We start from the raw sequence: 24,693 nt of genomic DNA on the forward strand, positions 1-24,693 counted from the left end.
CATGTTACCGGGTCTCGGCGAGGTCTTCGAGCGCCGCGCACATCCTGTCGATGCCGGCGCGCGGCCGGCATCGCTCCGCCACAGCGCGCGTGCGCTCCGCCAGGCCGGGGGCCGCCAGCAGCGCCTCCAGCGCGCGCGCGAGCCGTGCCTCGTTCAGCCGCCCCGCGGGCAGGCTCGCGCCGACGCCGAGCGCCGCCACGCGCGCGCCATTGTCGAACTGGTCGTGCGCGAGCGGCACGACCAGCTGCGGCGTCCCCGCGCGCAGCGCCTCCGCCGTCGTGCCGATACCGCCGTGGTGGACCAGCGCGGCCGCATGCGGCAGCAGGAGCCGCAGCGGCACGTAGTCCTGCCACAGCATCGCCGGCGGCAGGTCCGGCGGCACCTGGTCGCGGTGCGGCGTGAGGAAGATCGCGCGCCGGCCCAGGCGCCCGGCGGCCGCGCACGCATGGCGGAAATACGCCGCCGCCTGCGTGTTGCCGGTGCCGTGCGTGAACACGAGCGGCGCCGTGCCGGCCCGCAGGAACGCGTGCAGAGCGGCGCCCGGCGGCGCGTCGGCGTTCGGATCGAACAGGGGGAAATCGCCGCGGACCAGCGGCTGCGGCCAGTCCGGCTGCGTGGGCGCGAACCAGTCGGGGAACAAGGTCAGCGACAGGTCGGGCACGGCCGCGATCCAGTCGACCAGCGTCGCCACGGGCGCGCACCCGCGCGCGACGCGCGCCGCGTTCACGTCCGCCAGCGCGACGGGATCGACGAAGCGCTTGCCCACCCAGCGCCAGAAGCGGCGCCGCGCGGCCAGCGGCACCCACGCGGGCACGCGCCATGGGCCGACCAGCAAGGGATCGTGCACCGTCACCAGGTTCGCCGGCGCGAGGTAGGCGGCCGCGATCCTGACGCCGGGATGCACCGCGCGGCACAGGTCCGCCTCGGGCAGCGCGAGCGGGTGCGCGAGCAGCACGCAGCGCTCGTCCGCCGGCAGCGCCTCGACGAACGGCACGATGCGCGCCATCGCCGGCCGCGTCGCGCGCCAGACGACACCGAAGCCGCGCGTGGGGTGCCACAGGTCCGGGTCGCGCAGCACGGCTTCGTCGGCCGGCAGGCCCGTGAACGGCAGCCCGGTCGGCCGCACCCACGGACCGTGCTGCTCCGGCGCGAGGAAACTCACGCGATGGCCGCGCGCGCGCAGCGCGAGCGCCAGCGCCAGGAAGGGGAACAGGTCGCCGGCCGAGCCGATCGTGACGACGACGAAGTGGACGGGTTCGATGCGAGTCTCCTTGTTGCGTTGCCGCTACTGTACCCGAAGCATGCGGCGAGCTTGCGTAGCAAACGCTGTGGCTCGGACAGCGGTCCAGAATTGTCCACTTGTCACGCCACGGACACGCAGGGGAAAAATTAGCGCTTATCCACCTGCCTCGCTGCCAACCGGAAGGACGAGCGATCAATCAAGTTTAAAGATTCCGGGAGAAAATTTCACCGATGTCTTTGCCAGTGACAAGCATGACACGGTGAGGAAGCGAATACCGCAGCTGTGCAATTGAGCATTTTTTGTTGCAAATCAGGAAGGTCGCCCTTGCGTGGTCTTTAAATGTCAAGACCCGGCTGGTTATACACGCGTTTCCTGAACAATTCAGGGCGCTATCCGTGTCAATCCAATGCATTGTCACACGCTGCGCAAAAGCAAAACGGCAGATGAGTCCCTATCGAATGGCGGATTTGACAATATTTATCGCCAGATGATATGTAACTGACCAATCGACGCCCCAACTTAATCGGTTGGGCGCAAATGGAAATCCAGAGAAAATGGAATATGTAAAAAAAATTAATATTTGGCTTTTTTTGCCTTTTTTGTTCGTGGCAAAATTATGGGCTGCGATAGATAAAGGCAATGCGGGACCGTGGAACCTCGCAATAATCGTCACTTGTTCAGTGCTGTTGTTGCTGTACGCCGAAAGAAATACCGCTATGCGAAGTATAGTTTGGCAGGGCGTACTATGTATTTCATATATAGCTCTTTTGCTATTTATGCTCTTCGCCCTGGGGCTCAGAGAAAAGGAATTATCGTTCGTAAAATCCTTAATTCCTTACAACCTTTGGCCAATGTTTCTAATTGATGCGCTTGGCGCAGCTGTTTCAGAAGAAATCATTTTCAGAAAGTTTCTTCTGCGCTCGCTTCTAAAAAGGATGAGGCCGATATATGCCATAGTTTCATCCTCACTAATCTTTTGTCTTTGCCATTTCTCAATAATGGCAACAATCATAATCAGCGGGATATTTTATGCAAGTGTCGCTCTTAGATGGAATTCGCTTTCACTGGCAATAGCAATGCATACGATATATGATTTCCTTGGAAACATGGCATTATCTGTTAACCAAGTATCTATCACTATCACAGGGGGCCTTAATGCGTACCAAGTATTACATGGAGCAGCTGCCCTTTCTGAATTTATATTCATTGCCGCGTACTTCACGATGATCTTGGCTTTTGATATTAGCTCCGCCTGCGTAGCCAAAATAAAAACAAGGAGAAAAATAGGGGAGATTGCGTCATAAATTAAGGCCACCTCGAATAGCCCGGCTTTCGGCATGAGCCAGGCAATGTAGTGCTTGATTCGGCGTTGCTACGTGGCTCCATCAACGTGATTTCGATAGCCACTCGTATCTGGATGAGGTCAGTTCGGCAAGCGCAGGGTGCCAAACTGCTGGTTTAGAACGGTGCCACCCGATGTTCTTTCAGGAAGACCAATCGCTTGAGGTTATAGCTGCGACGGTCCAGCAACTGGTACTCCAGCGCGTCGTCCGCAAGGTTATATAACTGTCGAAGCACCAGGATCTTGATCATCAAGACTGTCGGGTACGGCGGGCCCCTGCCCTTGGCGCGCGAAGGCCGCGGTGCGGCGGCATCGATGCGCGCGGCCAGCGCTTCGAAATCGACGTGCTCGGCCAGGCCGACCAAAGGATCGCCTATTTTTGCTCGCCGGTCTTCGCGCTCCTGCTCGGCAAAAAGGCTGAGCCGGGGTTTCATCATGACGACACTCGCTGGCTGCGTCGATGTCAGGATGTTACTCAGCCATCGTCAGCCTGGCCGAGGTTTTTCGAGGTGGCCTTAACAGGATCCAGATCCCACCAGCTGTGAATTCCTGGCCACGATAGCGCCCGCATCAGCCGGTAACGCTTATAGGAACCGGTCCAGAATCTTCCTGCTGCCCTTGTCGATCGCGAACATGTCGCGGATGAGGAAGTGGATGCCGTGGCTGTCCGCGATCAGCAGCGAATAGGCGCCCAGGCGGCGGATGTCTTCCTCGCCTTTCAGCACGAACTCCGTGTCGCCGCGGTCGGTCCTGACGGTCCAGGTGCACGGCGTGGCGAAGCTGGACACGGCCTTGATCGACTGAATCTCGGGCATGAATTCGCGGCCGTCCAGTTCATCGGTGACGAGCGTGCGGAGGTCGGCCGGCAGGTTCTCGAGGTCGTCGATCCACGCGACTTCCTTGCCGCCGTCCCGCACAAGCGAGATGCCCTTCGTCGGCGCCTGCACGGGGAACGAGCGCACGGGGGCCACGCCGACGAATTCCTCGCCGTCGCCGTTCGTCAGTACCAGCTTGCCGAACGCATCCCGGCGTAAAGTAAAAGTGGTCATCGTTCAGTCTTCCTTGTTGCCGTCGTCCGGGTCCTGGTCGACGTTGCGCGCCTGCGCCTCGTACAGCCGGAAGTAGGCACCCTGGCGCGCCATCAGGTCGTCGTGGTTGCCCTCTTCCACGACCTGGCCGCGATCCAGCACGACGAGGCGGTCGGCGCGGTGCAAGGTGGAGAGCCGGTGCGCGATGGCGATCGTCGTGCGGCCCTGCACGAGGTTGTCCAGCGCCTTCTGGATTTCTTTTTCCGTTTCCGAGTCGACCGAGGACGTGGCCTCGTCGAGGATCAGGATCGGCGGATCGATCAGCAGCGCGCGCGCGATCGAGATGCGCTGGCGCTCGCCGCCGGACAGGCCCTGGCCGCGCTCGCCGACCATCGAATCGTAGCCTTGCGCCAGGCGCAGGATGAATTCGTGGGCGTGCGCGGCGCGGGCGGCGGCGATGATCTCTTCGCGCGTCGCGTCCGGCTTGCCGTAGGCGATATTTTCCGCGATGGTGCCGAAGAACAGGAACGGCTCCTGCAGCACGAGGCCGATGTGGCGGCGGTAGTCGGCCACGGCGAAGCTGCGGATGTCGCGGCCGTCCAGCAGGATCGCGCCTTCCGCCACGTCGTAGAAGCGGCAGATCAGGTTCACGAGCGTGCTCTTGCCGGAACCCGAGTGGCCGACGAGGCCGACCATCTCGCCCGCGTTGATGTTCAGCGAGATGCCGCGGTTGACGGCGCGGTTGCCGTAGCGGAAGCCCACTTCGCGCAACGCGATATTGCCTTCGACCTTGTCCAGCTTGACCGGGTTGACGGGGTCCGGGACGCTCGACACGTGGTCGAGGATGTCGAAGATACGCTTGGCGGCCGACGCCGATTTCTGCGTGACGGACACGATGCGGCTCATCGAATCGAGGCGGACGTAGAACCGGCCGCTGTACGCGATGAATGCCGAGAGCACACCGACGGTGATTTCCTGCTGGCTCACCTGCCAGATGCCGAAGCACCAGATGATGAGCAGACCCAGCTCCGTCAGCAGCGAGACGGTCGGCGAGAACAGCGACCACACCTTGTTCAATTTGTCGTTGACGGCCAGGTTGTGCTTGTTCGCTTCGCGGAAACGCGACGCCTCGCGATGCTCCTGGGCGAAGGCCTTCACGACGCGGATGCCGGGGATCGTGTCGGCCAGCACGTTCGTGACCTCGCCCCAGACGCGGTCGATCTTCTCGAACCCGGTGCGCAGCTTGTCGCGCACGACGTGGATCATCCAGGCGATGAACGGCAGCGGCACCAGCGTGATCAGCGCCAGCTTGGCATTGATGCTGAACAGGATCACGCCTGTCATGATGATCATGAGGACGTCGGACAGGAAGTCGAGCAGGTGCAGCGACAGGAACACGCAGATCCGGTCCGAGCCGCTGCCGATGCGCGACATGAGGTCGCCCGTACGCTTGCCGCCGAAGAATTCCAGCGACAGTCTCAGCAGGTGTTCATAGGTTTCCGAACGCATGTCGGCGCCCATGCGCTCCGAGACCAGGGCGAGGATGTAGGTGCGGCCCCAGCCCAGTGCCCAGGCCAGGATCGCGGAGGCGAACAGGCCGCCCATGTACTGGTAGACGAGGCGTGTGTCGATGTGCTTGCCGTTCTGGTACGGGATCAGCACGTTGTCCATCAGCGGCATCGTCAGGTACGGCGGAATCATGTGTGCGCCAGTACTTGCCAACATGAGCAAGAATCCTAGGAGCAATTGACCCCGATACGGCATGGCGAAGCGCCACAAACGGAACAGCGTCCAGGTCGACGGCGGCGTATGGAGCACCTTCGTGCAGATCGGGCAGTCTTCCTGGTCCGGTTCCAGCGGCGCCTTGCAACTTGGACAAGTGTGTTGCTCGGGCGGCTGCACGGCGACGCCGCTGACGTGGCTGTCGACCTGGTCGTGGAACTGGTCGACGACGCGGATGGCCTGCAGGTTCTGGCCCAGGGTGAAGCGCCAGGCCGCCAGCAAGCCGTTCTCGTCGATCAGTTCGAGGTGGCCGACGCCGCCGTGGTCGTAATGGCGCATTGTCAAACCGGCACGATACGGCCAGTCGCGCCACATCGTGTCGCCGGGCGCACGCGTGAGCAAGCGATAATTGGTGACGACGAGGATACCCTTGGTGAAGCGTAATTTCGCATCGAGGTCAACCTCGACGCTGTTTAAAACGTTTTCCCCTGGCGCAAGCTTTTTCGCGACGTCCGCCTGCCAGTGCTCAGGCAGGAAACCGGCAGTCAATGCCGGCGGAACGGAGGGAACAAGTTGTTGAGTTGTCATGTGATGCCGCCGGTAAAGGCGAAGTTTCCAGTTCGAATCGGGATTGGACAGTGCCAAAGGCTGGCAGATCTGTACGATGGAACGTTGCGAATGGTATTGCCGTTGACACGCGCGCCGACCGAAAGGTGGCGCGCGGGAGTGTACGGTATTCTATCGGAGGGGTCAGACTGGCAGAAATCGATTCGGCACGGTAAGCTTCGTTCCGGCAAGTATACAACATGTGCATTGTGGAAAGAGAGGAAGACGGGCCGCGATCCGGCGCCGTCTTCGACCAACGATGTGCAAACTTAGGCAACGCCACGCGATGAGAGAGCGGTCATCGCGTGGCTGGATATTTTCATGACAAACAAGAAAGACATTGCAATTCTTCGTGTAAACCACCTGCGTGGACCGAACATCTGGACCTATCGCCCTGTCATCGAAGCATGGCTCGACATCGGCGAACTCGAAGAATGTCCTTCGAACAAACTTCCCGGCCTGTACGAACGCCTCACCGCCTGGCTGCCGGGCCTGATCGAACACCGCTGCGGCGTCGGCGAGCGCGGCGGCTTCCTGGAGCGCCTGCGCGACGGTACGTGGGCCGGCCACATCCTGGAACACGTCGTCCTCGAACTGCAGAACCTGGCCGGCATGAAGACCGGCTTCGGCAAGACCCGCTCCACGGCCGACCAGGGCATCTATAAAATGGCGTTCCGCACGCGCGACGATACCGTCGGCCGTGCCGCCCTGCAGGCCGGCCACGCCCTCCTGATGGCCGCCATCAACGATACGCCGTTCGACCTGCAGGGCAAGGTGGACGAGCTGACGGAACTGGTCGACCGCTACTGCCTCGGCCCATCCACGGGCCACATCGTGGAGGCCGCCACCGACCGCCGCATCCCGTCGATCCGCCTGACCGACGGCAATCTCGTGCAGCTGGGCCACGGCGCCGCGCAGCGCCGCATCTGGACGGCCGAGACCGACCGCACGAGCGCCATCGCCGAGTCCATCGCCAGCGACAAGGACCTCACCAAGACCCTGCTCGCGTCCTGCGGCGTGCCGGTCCCGGAAGGCACCGTCGTGCGCAGCGCGGAAGCCGCGTGGGAAGAAGCGCAGGACATCGGCCTGCCCGTCGCCGTCAAGCCGGTCGACGGCAACCATGGCCGCGGCGTGTCGCTGAACCTGATGTCGGAAGCGGACGTGCACGCCGCGTACGCCATCGCGTCCGAGGAAGGCGAATCCAGCGCCGTCCTCGTCGAGCGCTTCATTCCCGGCAACGAACACCGCCTGCTCGTCGTCGGCGCGAAGGTCGTCGCGGCCGCCAGGGGCGAATCGCTGTGGGTCGTCGGCGACGGCGCATCCACCGTCACCCAGCTGTGCGACAGCCAGATCAACATCGACCCGCGCCGCGGCGAATCGGAAGAATTCCCGCTCAGCCCCGTCAGGCCGCATGACAGCGACGAGATCAAGCTCGACCTGCAGCGCCAGGGCCTGAACCCGGATTCCATCCCGCAGGCCGGCCAGAAGGTGCTGATCCAGCTGAACGGCAACGTGGCGGACGACGTCACGGACGACGTCCATCCGGATGTCGCGCACGTGGCCGCGCTGGCCGCGCGCGTCGTGGGCCTGGACATCGCCGGCATCGACCTCGTGTGCGAAGACATCGCGCGTCCGCTGGAGGAACAGCGCGGCGCCATCATCGAAGTCAATTCCAGCCCGGGCCTGCTCGCCCACATCAAGCCCGCGCAGGGCGAGCCGCGCAACGTCGGCAAAGCCATCGTCGAGCACCTGTTCGCCGACGGCGAGACCGGACGCATTCCGCTCGTGGGGGTCACCGGCACCACGGACGCCGCGCTGGCCGCGCGCCTCGTCGGCACCGTGCTGAACCTGTCCGGCAAACACGTGGGCGTGGCGAACCGCGACGGCCTGTTCCTCGACAGCCGCCAGGTCACGACCCAGGACGGCACCCGCTTCGACGCCGGCCAGCGCCTGCTGATCAACCGCACCGTGCAGGCCGCCGTGTTCGAATCGAACGCGCGCACCATCCTCTCCGAGGGCCTGCCCTACGACCGCTGCCAGGTCGGCATCGTGACCGACATGGGGAACGTGGCCGACGTGGCCGACCTGTACGTGCGCGACGACGATGCACTCTACAACGTCGTGCGCAGCCAGGTGGACGTCGTGCTGGCCGATGGCGCGGCCGTGCTGAACGCGCGCGACCCGCGCGTGGCCGCGCTGGCCGACCTGTGCGACGGCGCCGTGCTGTTCTACGCGCAGGACGAAGCCGACGACGTACTGCGCGCGCACCGCGCCGCCGGCGGCCGCGTGGCCTTCGTGCGCGACGGCCACATCGTCCTGGCGCAAGGCAGCGAAGAGATGCCGCTGCTGGGCATCGACAAGGTCAAGCCCGCCACCGCCGCGCAGCCGGACGCCCTGCTGGCCGCCGCGCTGGCCGGCTGGGCGCTGGACGTGCCGACCGACTTGATCTGCGCCGGCCTGCGCACGTTCGACGCAGCCGGCAAAAAGAAGGGCAAAGCCTCATAAAGATACGTGCCCGGCATGACCGGGCCGGTGCGCGCCAGCTACCAGGAGCTCTGGCGCCGCAAGACCCTAAAGGAAAGATCCATGGAAGTAACACGCGTACGGGCCCTGCGCGGCCCGAACCTCTGGAGCCATCACACGTCGATCGAGGCGATCGTGACCTGCGCGCCCGAGGAAGAATCGATCGACGCCCTGTCCGGTTTCGAGACGCGCCTGCGCGCCTCGTTCCCCGACATCGGCGCGCTGCAGCCGACCGGCCATGACGACAAGATCCCGCTGGCCCACGTGCTCGAAGTCGCCGCGCTCGCCCTGCAGGCGCAGGCGGGCTGCCCCGTCACGTTCAGCCGCACGACCGCCACGCTGGAGCGCGGCGTCTACCAGGTCGTCGTCGAATACAGCGAGGAAGACGTCGGCCGCCTGGCCATGCAACTGGCCGAGCAGCTGTGCGCCGCGGCCCGCAACGACCAGCCGTTCGACCTCGAAGGCGCCCTCAAGCAGCTCCGCGACCTCGACGAGGACGTGCGCCTCGGCCCGTCGACGGGCTCGATCGTGCACGCCGCCGTCGCGCGCGGCATCCCGTTCCGCCGCCTGACCGAGGGCAGCCTCGTGCAGTTCGGCTGGGGCAGCCGCCAGCGCCGCATCCAGGCCGCCGAGATCGACGCCACCGGCGCCATCGCGGAATCGATCGCCCAGGACAAGGAACTGACCAAGACCCTGCTGAACGCGGCCGGCGTGCCCGTGCCGCTGGGCCGCAGCGTCGCCGACCCTGACGACGCCTGGGCCGCCGCGCAGGAAATCGGCGTGCCGGTCGTGATCAAGCCGAAGGACGGCAACCAGGGCAAGGGCGTGACCGTGAACGTCACGACGCGCGAACAGCTGGACGCGGGCTTCCACGCCGCGTCCGAGTTCCGCGACGACATCATGGTCGAAAAATACCTGCCGGGCCACGACTACCGCCTGCTCGTCGTCGGCAACAAGCTCGTCGCCGCCGCCCGCCGCGACCCGCCGCACGTCGTCGGCGACGGCAAACACACCGTGCGCCAGCTCGTCGACATCGTCAACAAGGACCCGCGCCGCGGCGATGGCCACGCGACGTCGCTCACGAAAATCCGCTTCGACGACATCGCCCTCGCCTCCCTTGCCAAGCAGGGCTACGACGCCGACTCCGTGCCGCCGAAAGGCCAGCGCGTCACCTTGCGCAACAACGCGAACCTGTCGACGGGCGGCTCCGCCACCGACGTGACGGACGACGTCCACCCCGAAGTGGCGGCACGCGCGATCGCGGCCGCGCACATGGTCGGCCTGGACATCTGCGGCGTCGACCTCGTGTGCGACAGCGTCCTGAAGCCCATCGAAGAGCAAGGCGGCGGCATCGTCGAAGTGAACGCCGCGCCGGGCCTGCGCATGCACATCTCGCCGTCGTTCGGCAAGGGCCGCGCCGTCGGCGACGCCATCATGGACACGCTGTACGCCCCGGGCGACGACGGCCGGATCCCGGTCGTCGCGGTGACGGGCACGAACGGCAAGACCACCACCGTGCGCCTGATCGCGCACCTGCTCGCGAGCTCGGGCCTGCGCACCGGCATGACGAACACGGACGGCGTGTACATCCAGGGCCGCCGCATCGACAGCGGCGACTGCAGCGGCCCGCGCAGCGCGCGCAACGTGCTGCTGCACCCGGACGTCGACGCGGCCGTGTTCGAGACGGCGCGCGGCGGCATGCTGCGCGAGGGCCTGGCATTCGATCGCTGCCAGGTCGGCGTCGTCACCAACATCGGCGCCGGCGACCACCTGGGCCTGAACTACATCACCACGCTGGAAGACCTCGCGGTACTCAAGCGCGTGATCATCCAGAACGTGGCCCCCGGCGGCATGGCCGTGCTGAACGCGGCCGACCCGATCGTCGCGGGCATGGCCGAGAACACCCGCGGCGACGTCACCTATTTCGCGCAGGACCCGTCGCTGCCGACCATGCAGAAGCACCGCGCGCAGGGCCGCCGCATCGTCTACGTCAAGGACGGCCACCTCGTCGCGGCGCAGGGCAAGAAGGAAGAGCGCGTGCCGCTGCTCGAGGTGCCCATCACCCGCGGCGGCGTGGTCGGCTTCCAGGTCGAGAACGTGATGGCCTCGGTGGCCGCCGCGTGGGCCGTGGGCATCGCGTGGGACGCGATCCGCCTGGGCCTGAAGACCTTCGTCGGCGAGAGCGACAACGCGCCGGGCCGCTTCAACGTGTTCGACTACCGCGGCGCGACCGTCATCGCCGACTACGGCCACAACCCGGACGCGATCCAGGCCCTGGTGAACGCCGTCGAATCGATGCCGGCCAGGCGCCGCTCCGTCGTGATCTCGGGCGCGGGCGACCGCCGCGACGAGGACATCCGCGACCAGACCCGCATCCTCGGCAAGGCGTTCGACGACGTGCTGCTGTACGAAGACCAGTGCCAGCGCGGCCGCTCGGAAGGCGAAGTCGTCGCCCTGCTGCGCGAGGGCCTGGCCGGCGCGAGCCGCACGACGCACGTCGACGAGATCAAGGGCGAGTTCGTCGCCATCGACCAGGCGCTGGCACGCCTGCAGCCGGGCGACCTGTCCCTGATCCTGATCGACCAGGTCGACGAGGCGCTGGCGCATATCACGCAGCGGGTGAAGGAAGGCTGACGCGCTGTCCGCGCTGTTCCGGAACTGGCGCCGCGTGCGCCCGTTTTGCTTTTTGTTGGTGCTGCTCAGAAACGAAGGAAGCCGCGCACGCTACGTTAGTCCGCGAACGTGCTCTGAGCAACATCTGGCATAACATGGGTGATCGTGGCCAGGTGTGATGACCTGCCATTCAAGCGAGCGGTGCAACCATGACGATCGACAAGGACACGCAACAACAGGCTGCTACGGCCGGGGAGCCGGTTCCCGAGATGCCGTTCCGGCGCCTGCTCTACCGCTTCCTGTTCTTCGACTGGCTGTTCCGCGACGTCAGCGCCGCGCGCGACCGCGTCGAACGGCACGCCGCGCACCAGCACAACCGCAGGATGAGCCGCTACCTGCCCGTGTATCTGCGGCGCTGGTCGTTCCTGACCGCGTTCGATTTCGCGCTGGGCGTGCTGTTCGAGAAAGTGCTGCAGGCGGGGCTGCTGTCGGCCTGGTTCTTTACCTGGTCATGCGTGACATTCACGGGGATGGTCATCATCACGGTGGCCTGGCTCATCCTCAATCATGCGCGATTCTCCTGAATTTGATGCTCGGTAAGTTGCTGTTGTGCAATTACGCGACGATTGAGTCCTCAACCACCACGAGGAGGACGTCATGACTTACCGATGGATCGACGACCAGGGCTTGCTGAAGAAAATGCTGGGTGAACGGCGGATCGACCGCTGGACGGCCGACAACGTGCAGGATGCCTTGCGGGCGCGCGGGGTGCATGCGGCGGCAAGGGCGATGGAGTATCGGCGGGTGCGGATGGAGACGGCGCTCAGGGTGTTGGCGGTGCCGGAACAACGACGAAAAAAACTGCTGGCATGACCCAACAGCAGAGCCGGATCAATACTTGTCGCATCACCACTGGCGGAAACGTAAAATGTTGACAGGAAGTCCACCAGCTTCCTTGGCCAAAGATAAAATGCTGTTTATTTAACGAACCCGGCGAAACGGCCTTGCTAAGCTCCGCTTTCTATTTTTTTGTTGATAACGGTCTCTGGTTTCTGGTCAACCTAGGGGTACCCGTACTCTTGCCCTACCTTGTCGTCGGCATTATTGCGATTGATGAGGCAACAAGCGGTACCCCTGGTGTTGCCCGTACCCTGATGCGCAAGTCTGTCGAGACTGGTCAGCTGTTTTGGACCGCGATCGCCCTGTTGGCGGCGACGAGCTATGATGCAATCTCGGCTTGGGAAAGACATGCGGACGATCATAGAGCCATCGGCTGGACCATCGGTCTGTGCGGCGTCCTCGCCCTGATCTGCACCTTGTTCGTTGGATTCAGCACCGCACGGACGGTGCGTAGTGGCGTGAGCAATCAATATGTTGTCAATATTTCAATCGGGGTAACCGCTGCTATGTGCATCTTGTACCCGCTCGTCCACTTTAAGCTTGCGTAACGTGTGTTAGACTACTTATCAGCGTAAGAAGGAGGTGCAAAAATGATGCACGTAATGCAAGCGATCACCAAGGACGATTCGAAGTTTGGCAAAGCAATGCTGACTTTGGCCGTGGCCTTTGCGGGTGCTCTTGCGGCGGCCGTTACGATCGTCGCCCACCTCTAGGCTTCTCCAAAGCCTCCCGCGAGGCATGACGACATGGCCGCCGATGCGGCCATGTTTGTTATGGCGCCCCCGCTGCCCTGGTCCCGGTTGTTATTGCGCGCCCACCGTGATGACCGTAAACGTACCGGGCTTCAGGGCGACCCGGCCTTTCGGACCGGGGGCCGCGGCCGGATCGGTTTCGGCGGACACGAGATACAGCTTGTGCGTCGCCGGATCGAGCGTGACCGTCCGGGCGCGCGGCATGGTCGCGACTGTTCCACGGACGGCGAACGGCGCCGCCGCGTCGATCACGGCCAGGGTCCCGTCGCCGTTGGACGCAAAGACAAGCTTGCGCTGCAGGTCGATGGCGACGGCGTCGTTGCCGCGCCCGATCGCCGCGGAACCGACGATCCTCCCCGTGCGCGCGTCGACGACGGCGAGCTTCCGGTTGTGGCACCCCGCATAGAGCAGCCCGCCCTGGGGATCGATCGCCAGGCCCGCCGGTTCTTCACAGACGGACGCGATACGGCGTTCGGCGACCAGCTTCAACTTGTCCGTATCGATTTCGGCGATCGCGTTCCGATCTTCCAGTGCCACGAACAGCCGCCCCTTGCCGTCCACCACCGCGGTTTCGGGCGCGCCCGGCAACGCGATCGTACCCACGACTTTCCTGGTGCCGGCATCGATGACGGACATGCTGTTGCCCGCGCCGTTGGCGACGAACACCCGATGGGTGGCGGTATCGTAGACCAGCGAGTCCGGACCGGCGCCCACCGCCACGGTCGCGATCGGCACCAGCGTGTCCAGGCGGAAGACCGTGACGGCATTCGCAGCGCCGTTGCTGGAAAAGCCGAGCCCGAGGTCGGCCGCCACCGCGACGCCGTGCACGCCCGGTGTCGACGGAATCGTACCGACGACTTCCCGCTTCTGGACGTCGTACACGTCGACGTGCTCGCCGCGCGTCAGGAACAGGTGATGCCGCTCGCTGTCCATCGACACGTAGTCCCAACGTACCGGTCCGTCGAGGACGCGCTTGTCCGTCACCCGATAACCGCCGTCGCCGGCGTGCGCGGCGAGCGTTGTCCCGGACAAGGCAGCCAGTCCCGCCGCCGCCAGGCAGCGCAACATCGTGTGCTTCATGTTTCCTCCGATAGTGAATGAATGGCCCTGGATACCGGCCAGGCCCGGCCTGTGCCGGTTCGACGCTACATCAACCGCGGCAACGTCACCTCCGCGCGCAGGCCGCCCGTCGCCGCTTCGCCACGACGATGCAAGGTCACCTTGCCGCCGCATTTGTCGACGATGGATGCGACGATGGCGAGTCCGAGTCCCGTACCGGGCTGCTGCTGCCCGGTGCCGCGATAGAACGGCGCGAACACACGTTCCAGGTCGCCGGCGGCGATGCCTGGCCCCTCGTCCGTGACCTCGATCGACACGTGTGCCGCTGCGGCGTGCGCCACCAGGTCCACCCGGCCGCCCGCAGGGCCATAGCGAATCGCGTTGTCCACCAGGTTCTTGATCAACATGTACAGATCGGCTTCGCCCAACAGGACCCGCGCATCGGCGTCTGCGACGATGCCGATGTCGACGCCCTTGGCCTCGGCCACGGCCACCATGTCCTCGAGGACATGGCGCAACGCCGGACGCACGGATGCGCCCGGGCTGTCCGGCAATGGCTGCAGGCGCGCGCGGGCGAGGGACAACAGCTGGTCCAGCAAGTCCGTTCCGCGCACGATCCCCTGGCGCAGGACCGCCAGCCGGGCCCGCGCCTCGTCCGGCATCGGCGCCTCGGCCAGGCGCTCGGCCTGCAGCGCGATGGCGGTCACTGGTGTCCGCAGCTCATGCGCAGCATCGGCGATGAAGCGGCGCTCGACGGCCAGCGTGGCGGCCAGCCGGCCGAGCAGCCGATTCAGCGCCACCGCAAAGGGACGCACCTCGACCGGCAGCGCCTGGTCGTCCAACGGGCTCAGGTCGTGCTGGTCACGCGCATCGAGATCGTGCGCGGCCGCGGCAATCGGCGCGATGAGCTTGCGCACCACGACCGCCACCGTGACGAGCAGCACGATCGCCACGATCACCAACGGCAGCACGGTACGCACCGCGCTGTCCTGCGCCGCGTCGTCGCGCAGGTCGGTTTCCTGCGCCACTGCGATCCTGCGTCCATCGGCCGCCGTTTGCACCAGCACGCGGTATCCCGTGCCCGCGACGTCGCGCGTGCTGAAGCCGTCCGGCACGTGCGCGGGCAGCGGCAGCGGCCGCGATACGTCAGTGCCGCCGATGGTTTCGACGAGGAGGCGCGCGTCCAGGTTGCGGCTGGCCGGCGCCTCTGCCGGCCGCGCGGACGCCATGCCGGCCGGCAGGCGCAGCGCGAGCGCCGCGATTTCACGCAGCGTGTCGTCCTGCAACTCATTGGCGGAGCGGAATGCGGTAATGAATGAGAACGTTCCGGCCGCAATCGCGCCTACGAACATGACGGCCGCGAGCACGAACGACAACTGCAGCCGGAGCGACGCGCTCAAGCGCGCCTGGAAACCATCCATCCCGCGCCCCTGACGTTCTGGATGACGCGCATGCCGAGCTTGCGCCTCAATGTGTGGATGAGGTATTCGATCGCATTGCTCTCCACTTCCTCGCCCCAACCGTAGACGCGGTCTTCGAGATCGCTGCGCGACAGGATTGCCCCGGGACGCACCATGAGCGCGTGCAGCACGGCGAATTCGCGGTTCGACAGGCTGACGGGACCAGCATCGCCGACGCGGGCCTCGCGGGTCATCGGATCGAGCGCGACGATGCCGTTGGAGAGCAGGACGGCGCCGTCCGCGCTCTGGCGCCGCACGACCGCCCGCATCCGCGCCAGCAGCTCCGCCATGGCGAAAGGCTTGACGAGGTAGTCGTCGGCGCCGCCGTCGAGCCCGCGCAACCGTTCATCGAGGTCGTCGCGGGCGGTGATGATCAATAGCGGCAAGGTCTTTCCCGCGCCGCGCAGGCGGCGCAGCACCTGCTGGCCGTCCTGTCCCGGCAGGCCGAGGTCGAGCAATACCATGTCGTAATGCTGGCTGCCGACGGCAGCGGGCACCTCGACGCCATTGCGCACCCAGTCGACCGCGTACGACGCATCGCGCAAGGCGGCCTGCACGGCCGCGCCGATCATGAGGTCGTCCTCCGCCAGTAACACCCGCATGCAGCCCCTTTCACTCCGACGATCCGGTTCGATGAACTGGACGATACTATGGCACAAGACTTAGCTGCCACTGAGGACGCTGCCATTTTGGCGGATTCACAACATGTCATGGAAATCACGCTGCCGAACACGGCGATTGGGCTAGGATGGCGCGCATTGTCGTCAATCGGAGTCCGTATGAGCCCAGCCGCTTCCGTCCGTGATTGCCATCACGCCGACCTTGCCAAGGTCCCCGCCCTGACACTGGGATTCTGGATCATCAAGATCCTGGCAACGACGCTCGGCGAGACTGCCGGCGATACCGTCACGATGTCGATGAATCTCGGCTATCTCGCGGGCACCGGCATTTTCGCGGCCTTGCTGGCGCTCGCGCTGACCGCGCAGATACGCGCCAACCGCTTCCACCCGTTCCTGTTCTGGACCGTCATCGTGGCCACCACGACGGTGGGCACCACCCTGGCGGACCTGTGCGACCGGTCGCTGGGGATCGGCTACCTCGGTGGCTCGACGCTGCTGTTCGCGCTCTTGACGGTGACGCTCTTCGCCTGGCACCGCAGCCTCGGTTCCGTGTCGATCAAGCGGCTCGACACGCGCACGGCGGAGATCTTCTATTGGATCACGATCCTGTTTTCCCAGACCCTCGGCACGGCGCTCGGCGACTGGGTGGCCGATCCGGAAACGGGCTGGGGATTCGGCTACGGTGGCGGGGCCGCCCTGTTCGGTGCGGGACTTCTGGTCGTGGTTGGCCTGTATTTCTGGACACGCACGTCGCGCACCGCGCTGTTCTGGGCCGCGTTCATCCTGACCCGGCCGCTCGGCGCCACGGTCGGCGACTACCTCGACAAGCCGGTCGCCGACGGCGGACTCGCGCTGAGCCGGTACGCGGCCTCCGGGGCACTCGTCGTGTGCATGCTCATGCTCGTGGTCCTGTTGCCCCAGCGGGCGGAACGCCTGGAGCATGTCGCCCATGATTAAGGCACTGCGCCGATGCGTCGCCGCGGCAGCCGTGGCGTCGACCTGTGCCCACGCGGGCCCGCCGTTCGTCACCGACGATCCCGAGCCGGTCGACCTGCACGCGTGGGAAATCAACTACGGCGCGACCTGGCTGCGCAGCGCGGACGGCAGCGGCGGTGCCGTGCCGGGTATCGACCTGAACTACGGTGTCCTGCCCAACGTCCAACTGCACGCGCAGCCGCAGATCGCCTACACGCGCGGCCCCGGCGGCAACGCCGTGGGCCTGGGCGATCTCGAGCTCGGCGTCAAATACCGCCTGACGCGTCCCGACCAGCCACGTAGCGACTGGATGGTGGGCATCTACCCGATGCTCGAACTCCCGACCGGCAGCGCGCGCCGCGGCCTCGGCGCGGGCGCCCACAGCGTCTACCTGCCACTCTGGGTGCAGACGACACGCGGACGCTGGACCGTCTTCGGCGGCGCCGGTTACTGGCTCGACCATGGCACGCGCGCGCACGACGCCTGGGCGGGCGGGATCACCGCGCTGTACGAGGTCAATGCCCGCCTCCAGTTCGGCGGAGAGTGGTACGGCACCACGCGTCACCACGTCGACGAAGCGACTGCGACCGGGATCAACCTCGGCGGCATCCTGCAACTACGCGACGGCCTGGCACTGTTATTCTCGGCAGGACACGGCCTGCGCAATGCGGGCGCCAGCAACAAGGGCGCGGCGTACCTCGGGCTGAGAACGAGTTTTCAATAGCGCTCGCACGCCTGCGGAGGTTCGACCAGCGCAAGCGGCAGCCTGACATCGACCTGCAACCCCTTGCCCTGTTCGCCGGCCCCCATCCGGATCTCGCCGCGGAGCGAATCGCAGATCTCCTTGACGATCGATAGCCCCAGCCCGAAGCTGTTCGGTTTGCCATGGTCGGCGCGGTAGAAACGCTCGAACACGCGATCCAGGTGTGCGGGCGCGATACCGGGGCCGGTATCGACGATGCGCAGCAGTGCGCAATCGCCGGCGCGCTGGACCCGCACGCTGACCGAGCCCGGCCCGTCCATGTGCTTGATGGCGTTGTCGATCAGGTTGAAGGTGATCTCGCGCAGCAGATGGGCCGGCACCGACAGGACCAGGCCGTCGTCGGATGCGTCGAGGCCCAGTTCGACATCATGGCGCTGCGCCAGCGGCGCAAGCTCCTCGATCACCGACGTGACCGTTTCGCTCAGCACGGTAGACGGCGGCGCCTGCTCGGGGGCGGCGTGCTGGCGGCCTTGTTCGATGCTCGCCAAGATCAACAACTGGTTGATGACCTTGGTGCCTTGCACCGTCGTGTTCTGCATCGCGGCCAGCAGGGTCTTCTGCTCCGGCGTCACGTGCTCGTTACGCATGCCGTAGTTGAGTTGAGACGTCAGGATGGCGAACGAGGTGCGCAGGTGGTGCGCGGTGCTTGCCACGAAGCGCTCGTACGAGGACAGCGTCTGGTCCAGCCGCACCACGTAGCCGTTCAGCGCGCCGATCACCGGCAGCAGCTCGCGCGGCACCTCCTCCGCGTCCAGTTGTTCGAGCGAGCCGGGTTGGCGCCGGGCCACGCGTTCACTGAAGCGCATCAACGGGCCCAAGGTCCAGCGCAACGCGACGACCAGCGCAACGAGTACCAGCGCAAGCAGGATCAGGTGCTCGCGCGCGGTCATCAAGAACAGCCGCTTGCGCAGCGCGGCGTGGCCTCCCATGGTCTGCGCCACCTCGACGGTGATATGCCCCCCGTCCCGCAGGTCCTGGCCATAGGCGACGACGCGGACGGGTTCGCCGCGCACGCGGCTCTTGAAATAGCTTTCCTGCTCGTCCCGGCCCGGCGAAGGCGGAGGCGTCAGCGCGGCGTCGCCGTCGATCAGGCGGCCGTCCGCCCGGCGTACCGCATAGAACACGCGATCCTGGTTTTCATCGGCGAACAGTTCGAACGCGGCCGGCGGCGCGCCGTTGCCGGCGCCGCCATCGGCCGCCATCTGCTCGGCGATGATCCGCGCCGATCCTTTCAGCAGCTGGCGCTGGACTTCGGTCGCCACGCGGTCGGCGCTGCGATACGTGACGACCAGGTCGATTGCCGAACAAAGCAGCATCGGCAGGAACACCCATGTCGCCAGGCGCGATTTCAGGCTGTGCATCTCAAGACTCGATCGCGCTCAACATGTAGCCGAGTCCGCGCAAGGTGATGATGGCGACGCCGCTGTCTTCCAGCTTCTTGCGCAGGCGGACGATGTAGACCTCGAGCGCCTTGGGCGTGACCATGTCGTTCAGGATGACGAGGCTGTCGGCCAGGTCCTGCTTGGACACCGTCTTGCCGACCTTGCGCAGCAGCGCTTCGAGCACCGCGTGCTCGCGCGGGGTCAGCGGCAAGATCTGGTCGCGGACGCGGAACATCTTCGAATTGCTGTCGTAGTGCAGGTTGCCGCAGCTGACCATCGGGTTGGCGTTGCCGCTGGCGCGCCGCAACAGCGAGCGCAAGCGTGCCTCCAGTTCCTGGATGTCGAACGGCTTCGCGAGGTAGTCGTCGGCACCCAGGTTCAAATGCTCGACGATGTCCTGCAGCGAATCCTGGGCACTGATGATCAGCACGGGTACGCCATTGTCCTGGCTGCGCAGCCGGCGCAACAGCATCTGCCCGCTCAGCAGCGGCAGGGTCAGGTCGAGCAGGATGGCGTCATACGTCTGCGTGCGCAGTAAATGATCGGCCTCTTCGCCGCTGAACGCCTGTTCGACGGCATAGCCCGACTGCTTCAGGAGCCTGGTCAGCCAGGCCGACAGGTCGCGATTATCTTCTGTGAGTAAAAGTTTCATCCCGATAATCATGTTCCTTGCGCGCACATACAGCAAGTCCCGAAAATTAATTTTTAGATAGAAAATTTATTGTAGGCATTTAGTAGGGTTGCCATTCCTATAGTGAGCTCGGTATGCCTGAAGCACCGAAGGCTACAGCCACCCTCACCTATAAAAACGATGGAGACCGTATGAAAAAGCTGATGGCAATCGCCGTTCTCGGTACGCTGGGCGCAGCGGCGCAGGCGCAGGCCCAATCCGTGCCCGAGTTGCAGGATGCCCTGCTGAAAGCGCAACAGGCTGCGGCCGATGCGCAACTCGCGGCAAAGCAAGCGCAACAGGCATTGGCCCAGGTGCAGCAGGCCATGGCCGCGCGCCAATCCCAGGCGGCCGCCGACACCGGCGCCACGCCACCCACGACCGCGGCGACCGACACCACGACGGCAAGCGCCGCTGCCGGCCATCCGGTCGATCCCCTGGGCGCCAGCTCCGCGGGTCCGGGCGGGCTGGTCTATCGCCGCGGCGGCGACGCCGTGCGCCTGTACGGCTTGATCGACCTGAGCATGAGCCGCAAGAACAATGCCGATGCCGCAGGCCATACCCAGAACGACATGTCGGTGGCCTGGTTCAGCGGCAACCGCTGGGGTCTCGAGGGCGAACACTTGCTGCCCAATACGGATGGCCTGAAGGCGGTTTTCAAGCTCGAGAGCGAATACGAACTCCCCACCGGCAACATGGATACGCCGGGCGTCCTGTTCAACCGGGATGCGTGGCTGGGCCTGGAAAGCCCGACGCTGGGCAAACTGACCTTTGGCCGCCAGAACACGCTCGCACGTGAATTCTCGAAGATCTACGGCGACGCCTACGGCAGCGCCGGCGTGACCTATGACGAGGGCGGCTACACCAACAACAACAACTTCAAGCAGCTCATCTTCTACTCCGGCAGCGCCACCGGCACGCGCTACGACAAGGGTATCGTGTGGAAGAAAAGCTACGGCAAGTTGATGGCGGGCCTGGCTTACCAGGTCGGCGGCGAACCGGGCAACAACCGCGAAGGCACCACCAAGTCGGCCGCCCTGGCATATAACGGCGGCGCCGTGAACGTGTCGGGCTTCTACAACACCGCGGTGGTCAACGATTTTACGCACACGTCCTACTCGATCGGCGGCAACTACAAGATCGGCAAGCTGCGCCTGAACGCCGGCTACGTCCACTACACGGCGGAACAACCGGCATCCCTCGGCGATCGCCACGACAACGCGTACACGATTTCGACCAAGTTCGCACCGGGCGGCCACTTCGATTACGAGCTGGGTTGGCAGACGATGAACGCCACCAACGCGGCTGTCAACGGCGGCGGCTTCGTGCTGAATGCCTATGCCGACACGTCCGCCGCCAAGGCAACCGCGACCGGCAAGCGCAAGACCGTGTATGGCTCGGTGTTCTATCACTTCGACAAGCGTACCGAACTGTACCTGGCGTCCGACTACCTGAGCACGGACGGCAGCTACAAGGCCGCGCAGGCGCACGGCGCCGACTCCCAGTTCGAACTCGCAACCGGCCTGCGCTTCCGTTTCTGAGCGGACGGCCGTACTGTAGATGAGCCGGGCGGCGCCGGCATCATGCGCGCCGCCCCGGCCACGACAATAATTAATAAGGAGACAACATGAACGTTCCGTACAAAACCCTGGCTGCCATCACGTTCGCAATGCTCGCCGGGCACGCATCCGCCGCCGAGAAGATCACCATCATGGTGGGCGGCATGGAAAAGCAGATCTACCTGCCGGCCAAGCTGGCCGAGCAGCTCGGCTACCTGAAGGAAACCGGGCTGGACATCGAACTGCTGAGCGAGCCGGCCGGCGTCAATGCCGAGACCGAGATGCTGTCCGGCGCAGCCCAGGGCGTCGTCGGCTTCTACGATCACACGATCGACCTCCAGGCGCGCGGCAAGATGGTGGAATCGGTGGTGCAGTTCAGCCAGGCCCCTGGCGAAGTGATCCTGGTGTCGAAAGCGGCGGCCGCAAGCATCAAGTCGCCGGCCGACTTCAAGGGCAAGACGCTGGGTGTGACGGGCCTCGGTTCGTCGACCAACTTCCTGACCCAGTATCTGGCCTCGCGTGCCGGCGTCAAGTACAGCGAATTCACGACGTTGCCGGTGGGCGCCGGCTCGACCTTCATTGCCGCCATGGCCCAGGGCAAGATCGATGCGGGCATGACCACCGAACCGACCATCGCGCGCCTGACCTCGACCAACGCGGCGCGGGTGCTGGTGGACCTGCGCAGCCTGAAGAGCACCGTGGCCGCGCTGGGCGGCCCATATCCCGCCGCGTCGCTCTACATGCAAACGTCCTGGGTCAACAGCCACAAGGCGCAGGTGCAGAAGATCGCGACGGCCTTCGTCAAGACGCTCCGCTACATCAACACCCACAGCGCCCAGGAGATCGCGGACAAGCTGCCGCCCGAATATTTCGCGGGTAATAAACAGCTCTACGTCGATGCGCTCGACTCCGGCAAACCGATGTTTACCCCCGACGGCGTGATGCCGGCGGACGGCCCTGCCACCGTCCTGAAGGTCCTGGCCAGCTTCGACAAGGCCGTCGAGGGCAAAACGATCAACCTGTCCAGCACCTATACGACGGAATTCGTGAAAGCAGCCAAGTAATGAACAGCCCTGCAATCGAACTCAGTAACGTCAGCCGCAAATTCATCAGCCAGGAGGGCAAGGTCACGCTGGCCCTGCGTGACTTCAGCCTGCAAGTGAGAGAGGGCGAGTTCTGCGCCATCGTCGGCCCGACCGGCTGCGGCAAGTCGACCACGCTCGGCATGATCACGGGGCTGAACCCGCCCTCGTCCGGTTCGGTGAAGGTGTTCGGCAAGTCGGTCGACGGCATCGACCCGAGGATCGGGTTCGTCTTCCAGGCGGATGCGGTGTTCCCCTGGAAGGACGTGCTCGAGAACGTGGCCTGCGGTCCGATCTTCCGCGGCCTCGATCCGAGCGCCGCGCGCGACAAGGCGTCCGACTGGGTGCGCCGGGTCGGCCTCGCCGGCTTCGAACACCATTATCCCCACCAGCTGTCGGGCGGCATGCGCAAACGCGTCGCATTGGCGCAGACCTTCATCAACGAGCCGGCCATCCTGCTGATGGACGAGCCGTTTTCTGCCCTGGACGTGCAAACGCGCGCGATGATGCAGGAAGAGCTGCTCGGCCTGTGGTCGGAGCGCAAGGCCTCGGTCGTCTTCGTGACGCATGACATCGACGAGGCGATCACGCTGGCCGACCGCGTGGTCGTGCTCACCAAGGGACCGGGCTCGGTCAAGAGCGTGTACGACATCCCGCTGCCGCGTCCACGCGCATCGGAAGCCCGCTACACCCCGGAATTCATCGAGCTGTCGCGGCAGATCTGGGCCGATCTCAAGGCAGAAGTCAGTATTTAACAGACGCACATTATGAACACGACAACATCGACAATGACGCCCGCCATCGCCAGCACGGAAGAACGCCGCGCGTTGCGGCGGGCACGGAATTACCGCCGCCTGGTGATCGGATTGCGCGCCGGTCTTGCAGTGGCCGCGATCGCGGCCTGGGAAATTTCCGTCCGCATCGGGTGGCTCGACCCCTTCTTCTTCTCGCAGCCGAGTGCGATCTACCAGCAACTGGCCACCTGGCTGACCGAAGGGACCGGACAGGGGCCGCTGTGGAGCGAACTGCTCGTCACGATGGAAGAAACCGCACTCGGCTTCCTGATAGGCAGCGTGCTCGGCATCGTCTGCGGCATCGCCCTGGGACGCAACAAGCTGGCGGCGGACGTCTTCAGCATCTACATCAAGGTCGCCAACGCGATACCGCGCGTCGTGCTCGGCTCCATCTTCATCATCATGTTCGGTCTCGGCATGGGCTCGAAGGTGGCGCTGGCCGTCGTGATGGTGTTCTTCGTCGTATTCGGGAACGCCTTCCAGGGTGTGCGCGAAGCGGACCGCAACATGATCGCGAACGCCTACATCCTGGGTGCCAACGCCCGCCAGGTCACGGCCTCGGTGGTACTGCCCTCGGCGCTGAGCTGGATCCTCGCCAGCCTGCACGTCAGCTTCGGCTTTGCGCTGGTCGGCGCCGTGGTGGGCGAATTCCTCGGCGCCCGCCATGGCATTGGCCTCTTGATCTCGACGGCACAGGGCACATTCAACGCCGCCGGCGTGTTCGCGGCAATGATCGTCCTCGCGGTCGTGGCGCTGGGGGCGGAATATCTGCTGACCGCCGTCGAGAACAAGCTGCTGAAGTGGAAGCCGCCCCAGTTCGTCGAAATGGGCATGTAGCGGCACCTCACAGCCGGAATAGCGGGGCCGGCGCCGCAACGGCGCCGGTGCACATCGTGGATGTTCCACCTGGCTTGGCGGTACAATGACGGGCCCGGATCTTGCGCGCCTTCGACATCGCACGATTCGAATAATTATTTATATTATTTATCCCGTTACCAACCAAAAGACGGTGCTGTCGCGGTATGCAGATTTCCGAAATTCGCGACGTGGGTCCCGCCTGGCAGCAGTTTGTGCCGATTCAGTCGGTTTCGCAGTTACTTCATTTTGTGCGTACTATGCCCTGCTGATCGCCATCGTGTATTTGCTTACGAGAAACAGCACTGATCATGACGCTTTCGCGGTCACCTGTCTCGGCTGCACGGTCGGCACATTTCCGGCACTGATCATTGCACTGCCTCAGGCGTTCAGTGCCGAGTTCGGTTCTGAGCGCGCCGCGGTGGCGGCGCTGGAAGAGATCGATGCGCTACTCCGCTTTCGAGGGTATAGAAAGAAGGACGATGCGAGCACGGCGGCCGTTTTGTACACGTCCAGGCTGCCCGCTGCGTTGTCCTGGAAAGAGAACAGTTTTTCTATCTGCCTTACTGGAAAATCAATTTCTATCCGCGGGCCAAAAGGTAGCGTAACATGGCTGCGCAATCGTCTGATCCGATCAACAACCCGTTCCTGAAGAAATAGGCGTGACCGGCTCGCCAGGGGTCGGCGCGTGGATTGGCCGCGACCTGGCCCGTCCATTGTCGAACGCGGTAAAATGGCGCTCTTG

Annotated in this window: 22 protein-coding genes; 13 read left to right on the forward strand and 9 right to left on the reverse strand. The window is 64.7% G+C overall.

Features of this window, described 5'->3' with window-relative positions; genetic code table 11:
* Positions 1-4: 4 nt before the first annotated feature.
* Entirely contained in the window at positions 5-1,261 is a 1,257-nt protein-coding gene (locus U9J41_RS11270) for a glycosyltransferase (protein WP_322402405.1), read from the reverse strand.
* 536 nt (positions 1,262-1,797) lie between these two features.
* Between U9J41_RS11270 and U9J41_RS11275 the strand changes: the two genes are divergently transcribed.
* Positions 1,798-2,547 carry a CPBP family intramembrane glutamic endopeptidase gene (locus U9J41_RS11275; protein WP_322402274.1) on the forward strand — a complete coding sequence of 250 codons (750 nt, stop codon included), beginning with the start codon at positions 1,798-1,800 and terminating at the stop codon, positions 2,545-2,547.
* 154 nt (positions 2,548-2,701) lie between these two features.
* Here the strand turns inward: U9J41_RS11275 and U9J41_RS29340 are convergent, their stop codons facing one another.
* From U9J41_RS29340 to U9J41_RS11290, 3 genes are all read right to left on the reverse strand, one after another.
* Complete coding sequence (locus tag U9J41_RS29340) at positions 2,702-3,022, reverse strand: transposase (protein ID WP_425260314.1); 321 nt, start codon at positions 3,020-3,022, stop codon at positions 2,702-2,704.
* Positions 3,023-3,169: 147 nt separating this feature from the next.
* Complete coding sequence (locus U9J41_RS11285; protein WP_322402275.1) at positions 3,170-3,634, reverse strand: cyanophycin metabolism-associated DUF1854 family protein; 465 nt, start codon at positions 3,632-3,634, stop codon at positions 3,170-3,172.
* 3 nt (positions 3,635-3,637) lie between these two features.
* Positions 3,638-5,923, reverse strand: a complete 2,286-nt coding sequence (locus U9J41_RS11290) for a cyanophycin metabolism-associated ABC transporter (RefSeq protein ID WP_322402276.1) — start codon at positions 5,921-5,923, stop codon at positions 3,638-3,640.
* A 339-nt stretch (positions 5,924-6,262) separates the two neighbouring features.
* On the opposite strand from U9J41_RS11290, the gene U9J41_RS11295 reads away from it, so the two are divergent.
* The 5 genes from U9J41_RS11295 to U9J41_RS11315 all read left to right on the forward strand — a co-directional run bounded on the left by U9J41_RS11295 (position 6,263) and on the right by U9J41_RS11315 (position 12,525).
* Positions 6,263-8,446: a cyanophycin synthetase gene (locus U9J41_RS11295; RefSeq protein ID WP_322402277.1), complete on the forward strand. Its 2,184-nt coding sequence runs from the start codon at positions 6,263-6,265 to the stop codon at positions 8,444-8,446.
* Positions 8,447-8,527: 81 nt separating this feature from the next.
* A complete protein-coding gene (gene cphA / locus U9J41_RS11300) occupies positions 8,528-11,098 on the forward strand; it encodes a cyanophycin synthetase (protein ID WP_322402278.1) in 2,571 nt (856 codons plus the stop codon).
* Positions 11,099-11,286: 188 nt separating this feature from the next.
* Positions 11,287-11,661: a hypothetical protein gene (locus U9J41_RS11305; RefSeq protein ID WP_322402279.1), complete on the forward strand. Its 375-nt coding sequence runs from the start codon at positions 11,287-11,289 to the stop codon at positions 11,659-11,661.
* 73 nt (positions 11,662-11,734) lie between these two features.
* Positions 11,735-11,950: a hypothetical protein gene (locus U9J41_RS11310; RefSeq protein ID WP_322402280.1), complete on the forward strand. Its 216-nt coding sequence runs from the start codon at positions 11,735-11,737 to the stop codon at positions 11,948-11,950.
* Between the two features lie 206 nt (positions 11,951-12,156).
* Positions 12,157-12,525: a hypothetical protein gene (locus tag U9J41_RS11315; RefSeq protein WP_322402281.1), complete on the forward strand. Its 369-nt coding sequence runs from the start codon at positions 12,157-12,159 to the stop codon at positions 12,523-12,525.
* 255 nt (positions 12,526-12,780) lie between these two features.
* Here U9J41_RS11315 and U9J41_RS11320 read toward each other — a convergent pair whose 3' ends face one another.
* The 3 genes from U9J41_RS11320 to U9J41_RS11330 form a co-directional block, all read right to left on the reverse strand.
* Entirely contained in the window at positions 12,781-13,809 is a 1,029-nt protein-coding gene (locus tag U9J41_RS11320; RefSeq protein WP_322402282.1) for a YncE family protein, read from the reverse strand.
* Between the two features lie 65 nt (positions 13,810-13,874).
* The gene (locus U9J41_RS11325; RefSeq protein ID WP_322402283.1) at positions 13,875-15,209 is read right to left on the reverse strand and encodes an ATP-binding protein; all 1,335 of its coding nucleotides are present in this window, start codon (positions 15,207-15,209) and stop codon (positions 13,875-13,877) included.
* The gene (locus U9J41_RS11330; RefSeq protein ID WP_322402284.1) at positions 15,185-15,850 is read right to left on the reverse strand and encodes a response regulator transcription factor; all 666 of its coding nucleotides are present in this window, start codon (positions 15,848-15,850) and stop codon (positions 15,185-15,187) included. The genes U9J41_RS11325 and U9J41_RS11330 overlap by 25 nt, the downstream gene beginning before the upstream one ends.
* 177 nt (positions 15,851-16,027) lie before the next feature.
* On the opposite strand from U9J41_RS11330, the gene U9J41_RS11335 reads away from it, so the two are divergent.
* Both U9J41_RS11335 and U9J41_RS11340 read left to right on the forward strand, forming a co-directional pair.
* Entirely contained in the window at positions 16,028-16,825 is a 798-nt protein-coding gene (locus U9J41_RS11335) for a COG4705 family protein (RefSeq protein WP_322402406.1), read from the forward strand.
* Positions 16,818-17,567, forward strand: a complete 750-nt coding sequence (locus tag U9J41_RS11340; protein ID WP_322402285.1) for a transporter — start codon at positions 16,818-16,820, stop codon at positions 17,565-17,567. Before U9J41_RS11335 ends, U9J41_RS11340 begins: the two co-directional genes overlap by 8 nt.
* Here U9J41_RS11340 and U9J41_RS11345 read toward each other — a convergent pair.
* Together U9J41_RS11345 and U9J41_RS11350 are read right to left on the reverse strand one after the other, a co-directional pair.
* A complete protein-coding gene (locus U9J41_RS11345) occupies positions 17,561-18,967 on the reverse strand; it encodes a sensor histidine kinase (RefSeq protein ID WP_322402286.1) in 1,407 nt (468 codons plus the stop codon). The genes U9J41_RS11340 and U9J41_RS11345 overlap by 7 nt on opposite strands.
* A gap of 1 nt (position 18,968) precedes the next feature.
* The gene (locus U9J41_RS11350; protein ID WP_322402287.1) at positions 18,969-19,640 is read right to left on the reverse strand and encodes a response regulator; all 672 of its coding nucleotides are present in this window, start codon (positions 19,638-19,640) and stop codon (positions 18,969-18,971) included.
* A 170-nt stretch (positions 19,641-19,810) separates the two neighbouring features.
* On the opposite strand from U9J41_RS11350, the gene U9J41_RS11355 reads away from it, so the two are divergent.
* From U9J41_RS11355 to U9J41_RS11375, 5 genes are all read left to right on the forward strand, one after another.
* The gene (locus tag U9J41_RS11355; RefSeq protein WP_322402288.1) at positions 19,811-21,199 is read left to right on the forward strand and encodes a porin; all 1,389 of its coding nucleotides are present in this window, start codon (positions 19,811-19,813) and stop codon (positions 21,197-21,199) included.
* A gap of 86 nt (positions 21,200-21,285) precedes the next feature.
* Positions 21,286-22,281, forward strand: a complete 996-nt coding sequence (locus tag U9J41_RS11360; RefSeq protein WP_322402289.1) for an ABC transporter substrate-binding protein — start codon at positions 21,286-21,288, stop codon at positions 22,279-22,281.
* Positions 22,281-23,054: an ABC transporter ATP-binding protein gene (locus U9J41_RS11365; RefSeq protein ID WP_322402290.1), complete on the forward strand. Its 774-nt coding sequence runs from the start codon at positions 22,281-22,283 to the stop codon at positions 23,052-23,054. The genes U9J41_RS11360 and U9J41_RS11365 overlap by 1 nt, the downstream gene beginning before the upstream one ends.
* A 12-nt stretch (positions 23,055-23,066) precedes the next feature.
* The gene (locus tag U9J41_RS11370) at positions 23,067-23,930 is read left to right on the forward strand and encodes an ABC transporter permease (RefSeq protein ID WP_425260318.1); all 864 of its coding nucleotides are present in this window, start codon (positions 23,067-23,069) and stop codon (positions 23,928-23,930) included.
* Between the two features lie 85 nt (positions 23,931-24,015).
* Positions 24,016-24,600 (forward strand): hypothetical protein, encoded by a 585-nt coding sequence (locus U9J41_RS11375; protein WP_322402292.1) that lies wholly within the window; start codon positions 24,016-24,018, stop codon positions 24,598-24,600.
* Positions 24,601-24,693 lie beyond the last annotated feature (93 nt).

Origin of the sequence: Massilia luteola, from assembly GCF_034420155.1 — a bacterium.
Taxonomy (GTDB): Bacteria; Pseudomonadota; Gammaproteobacteria; order Burkholderiales; family Burkholderiaceae_D; genus Telluria; species Telluria luteola.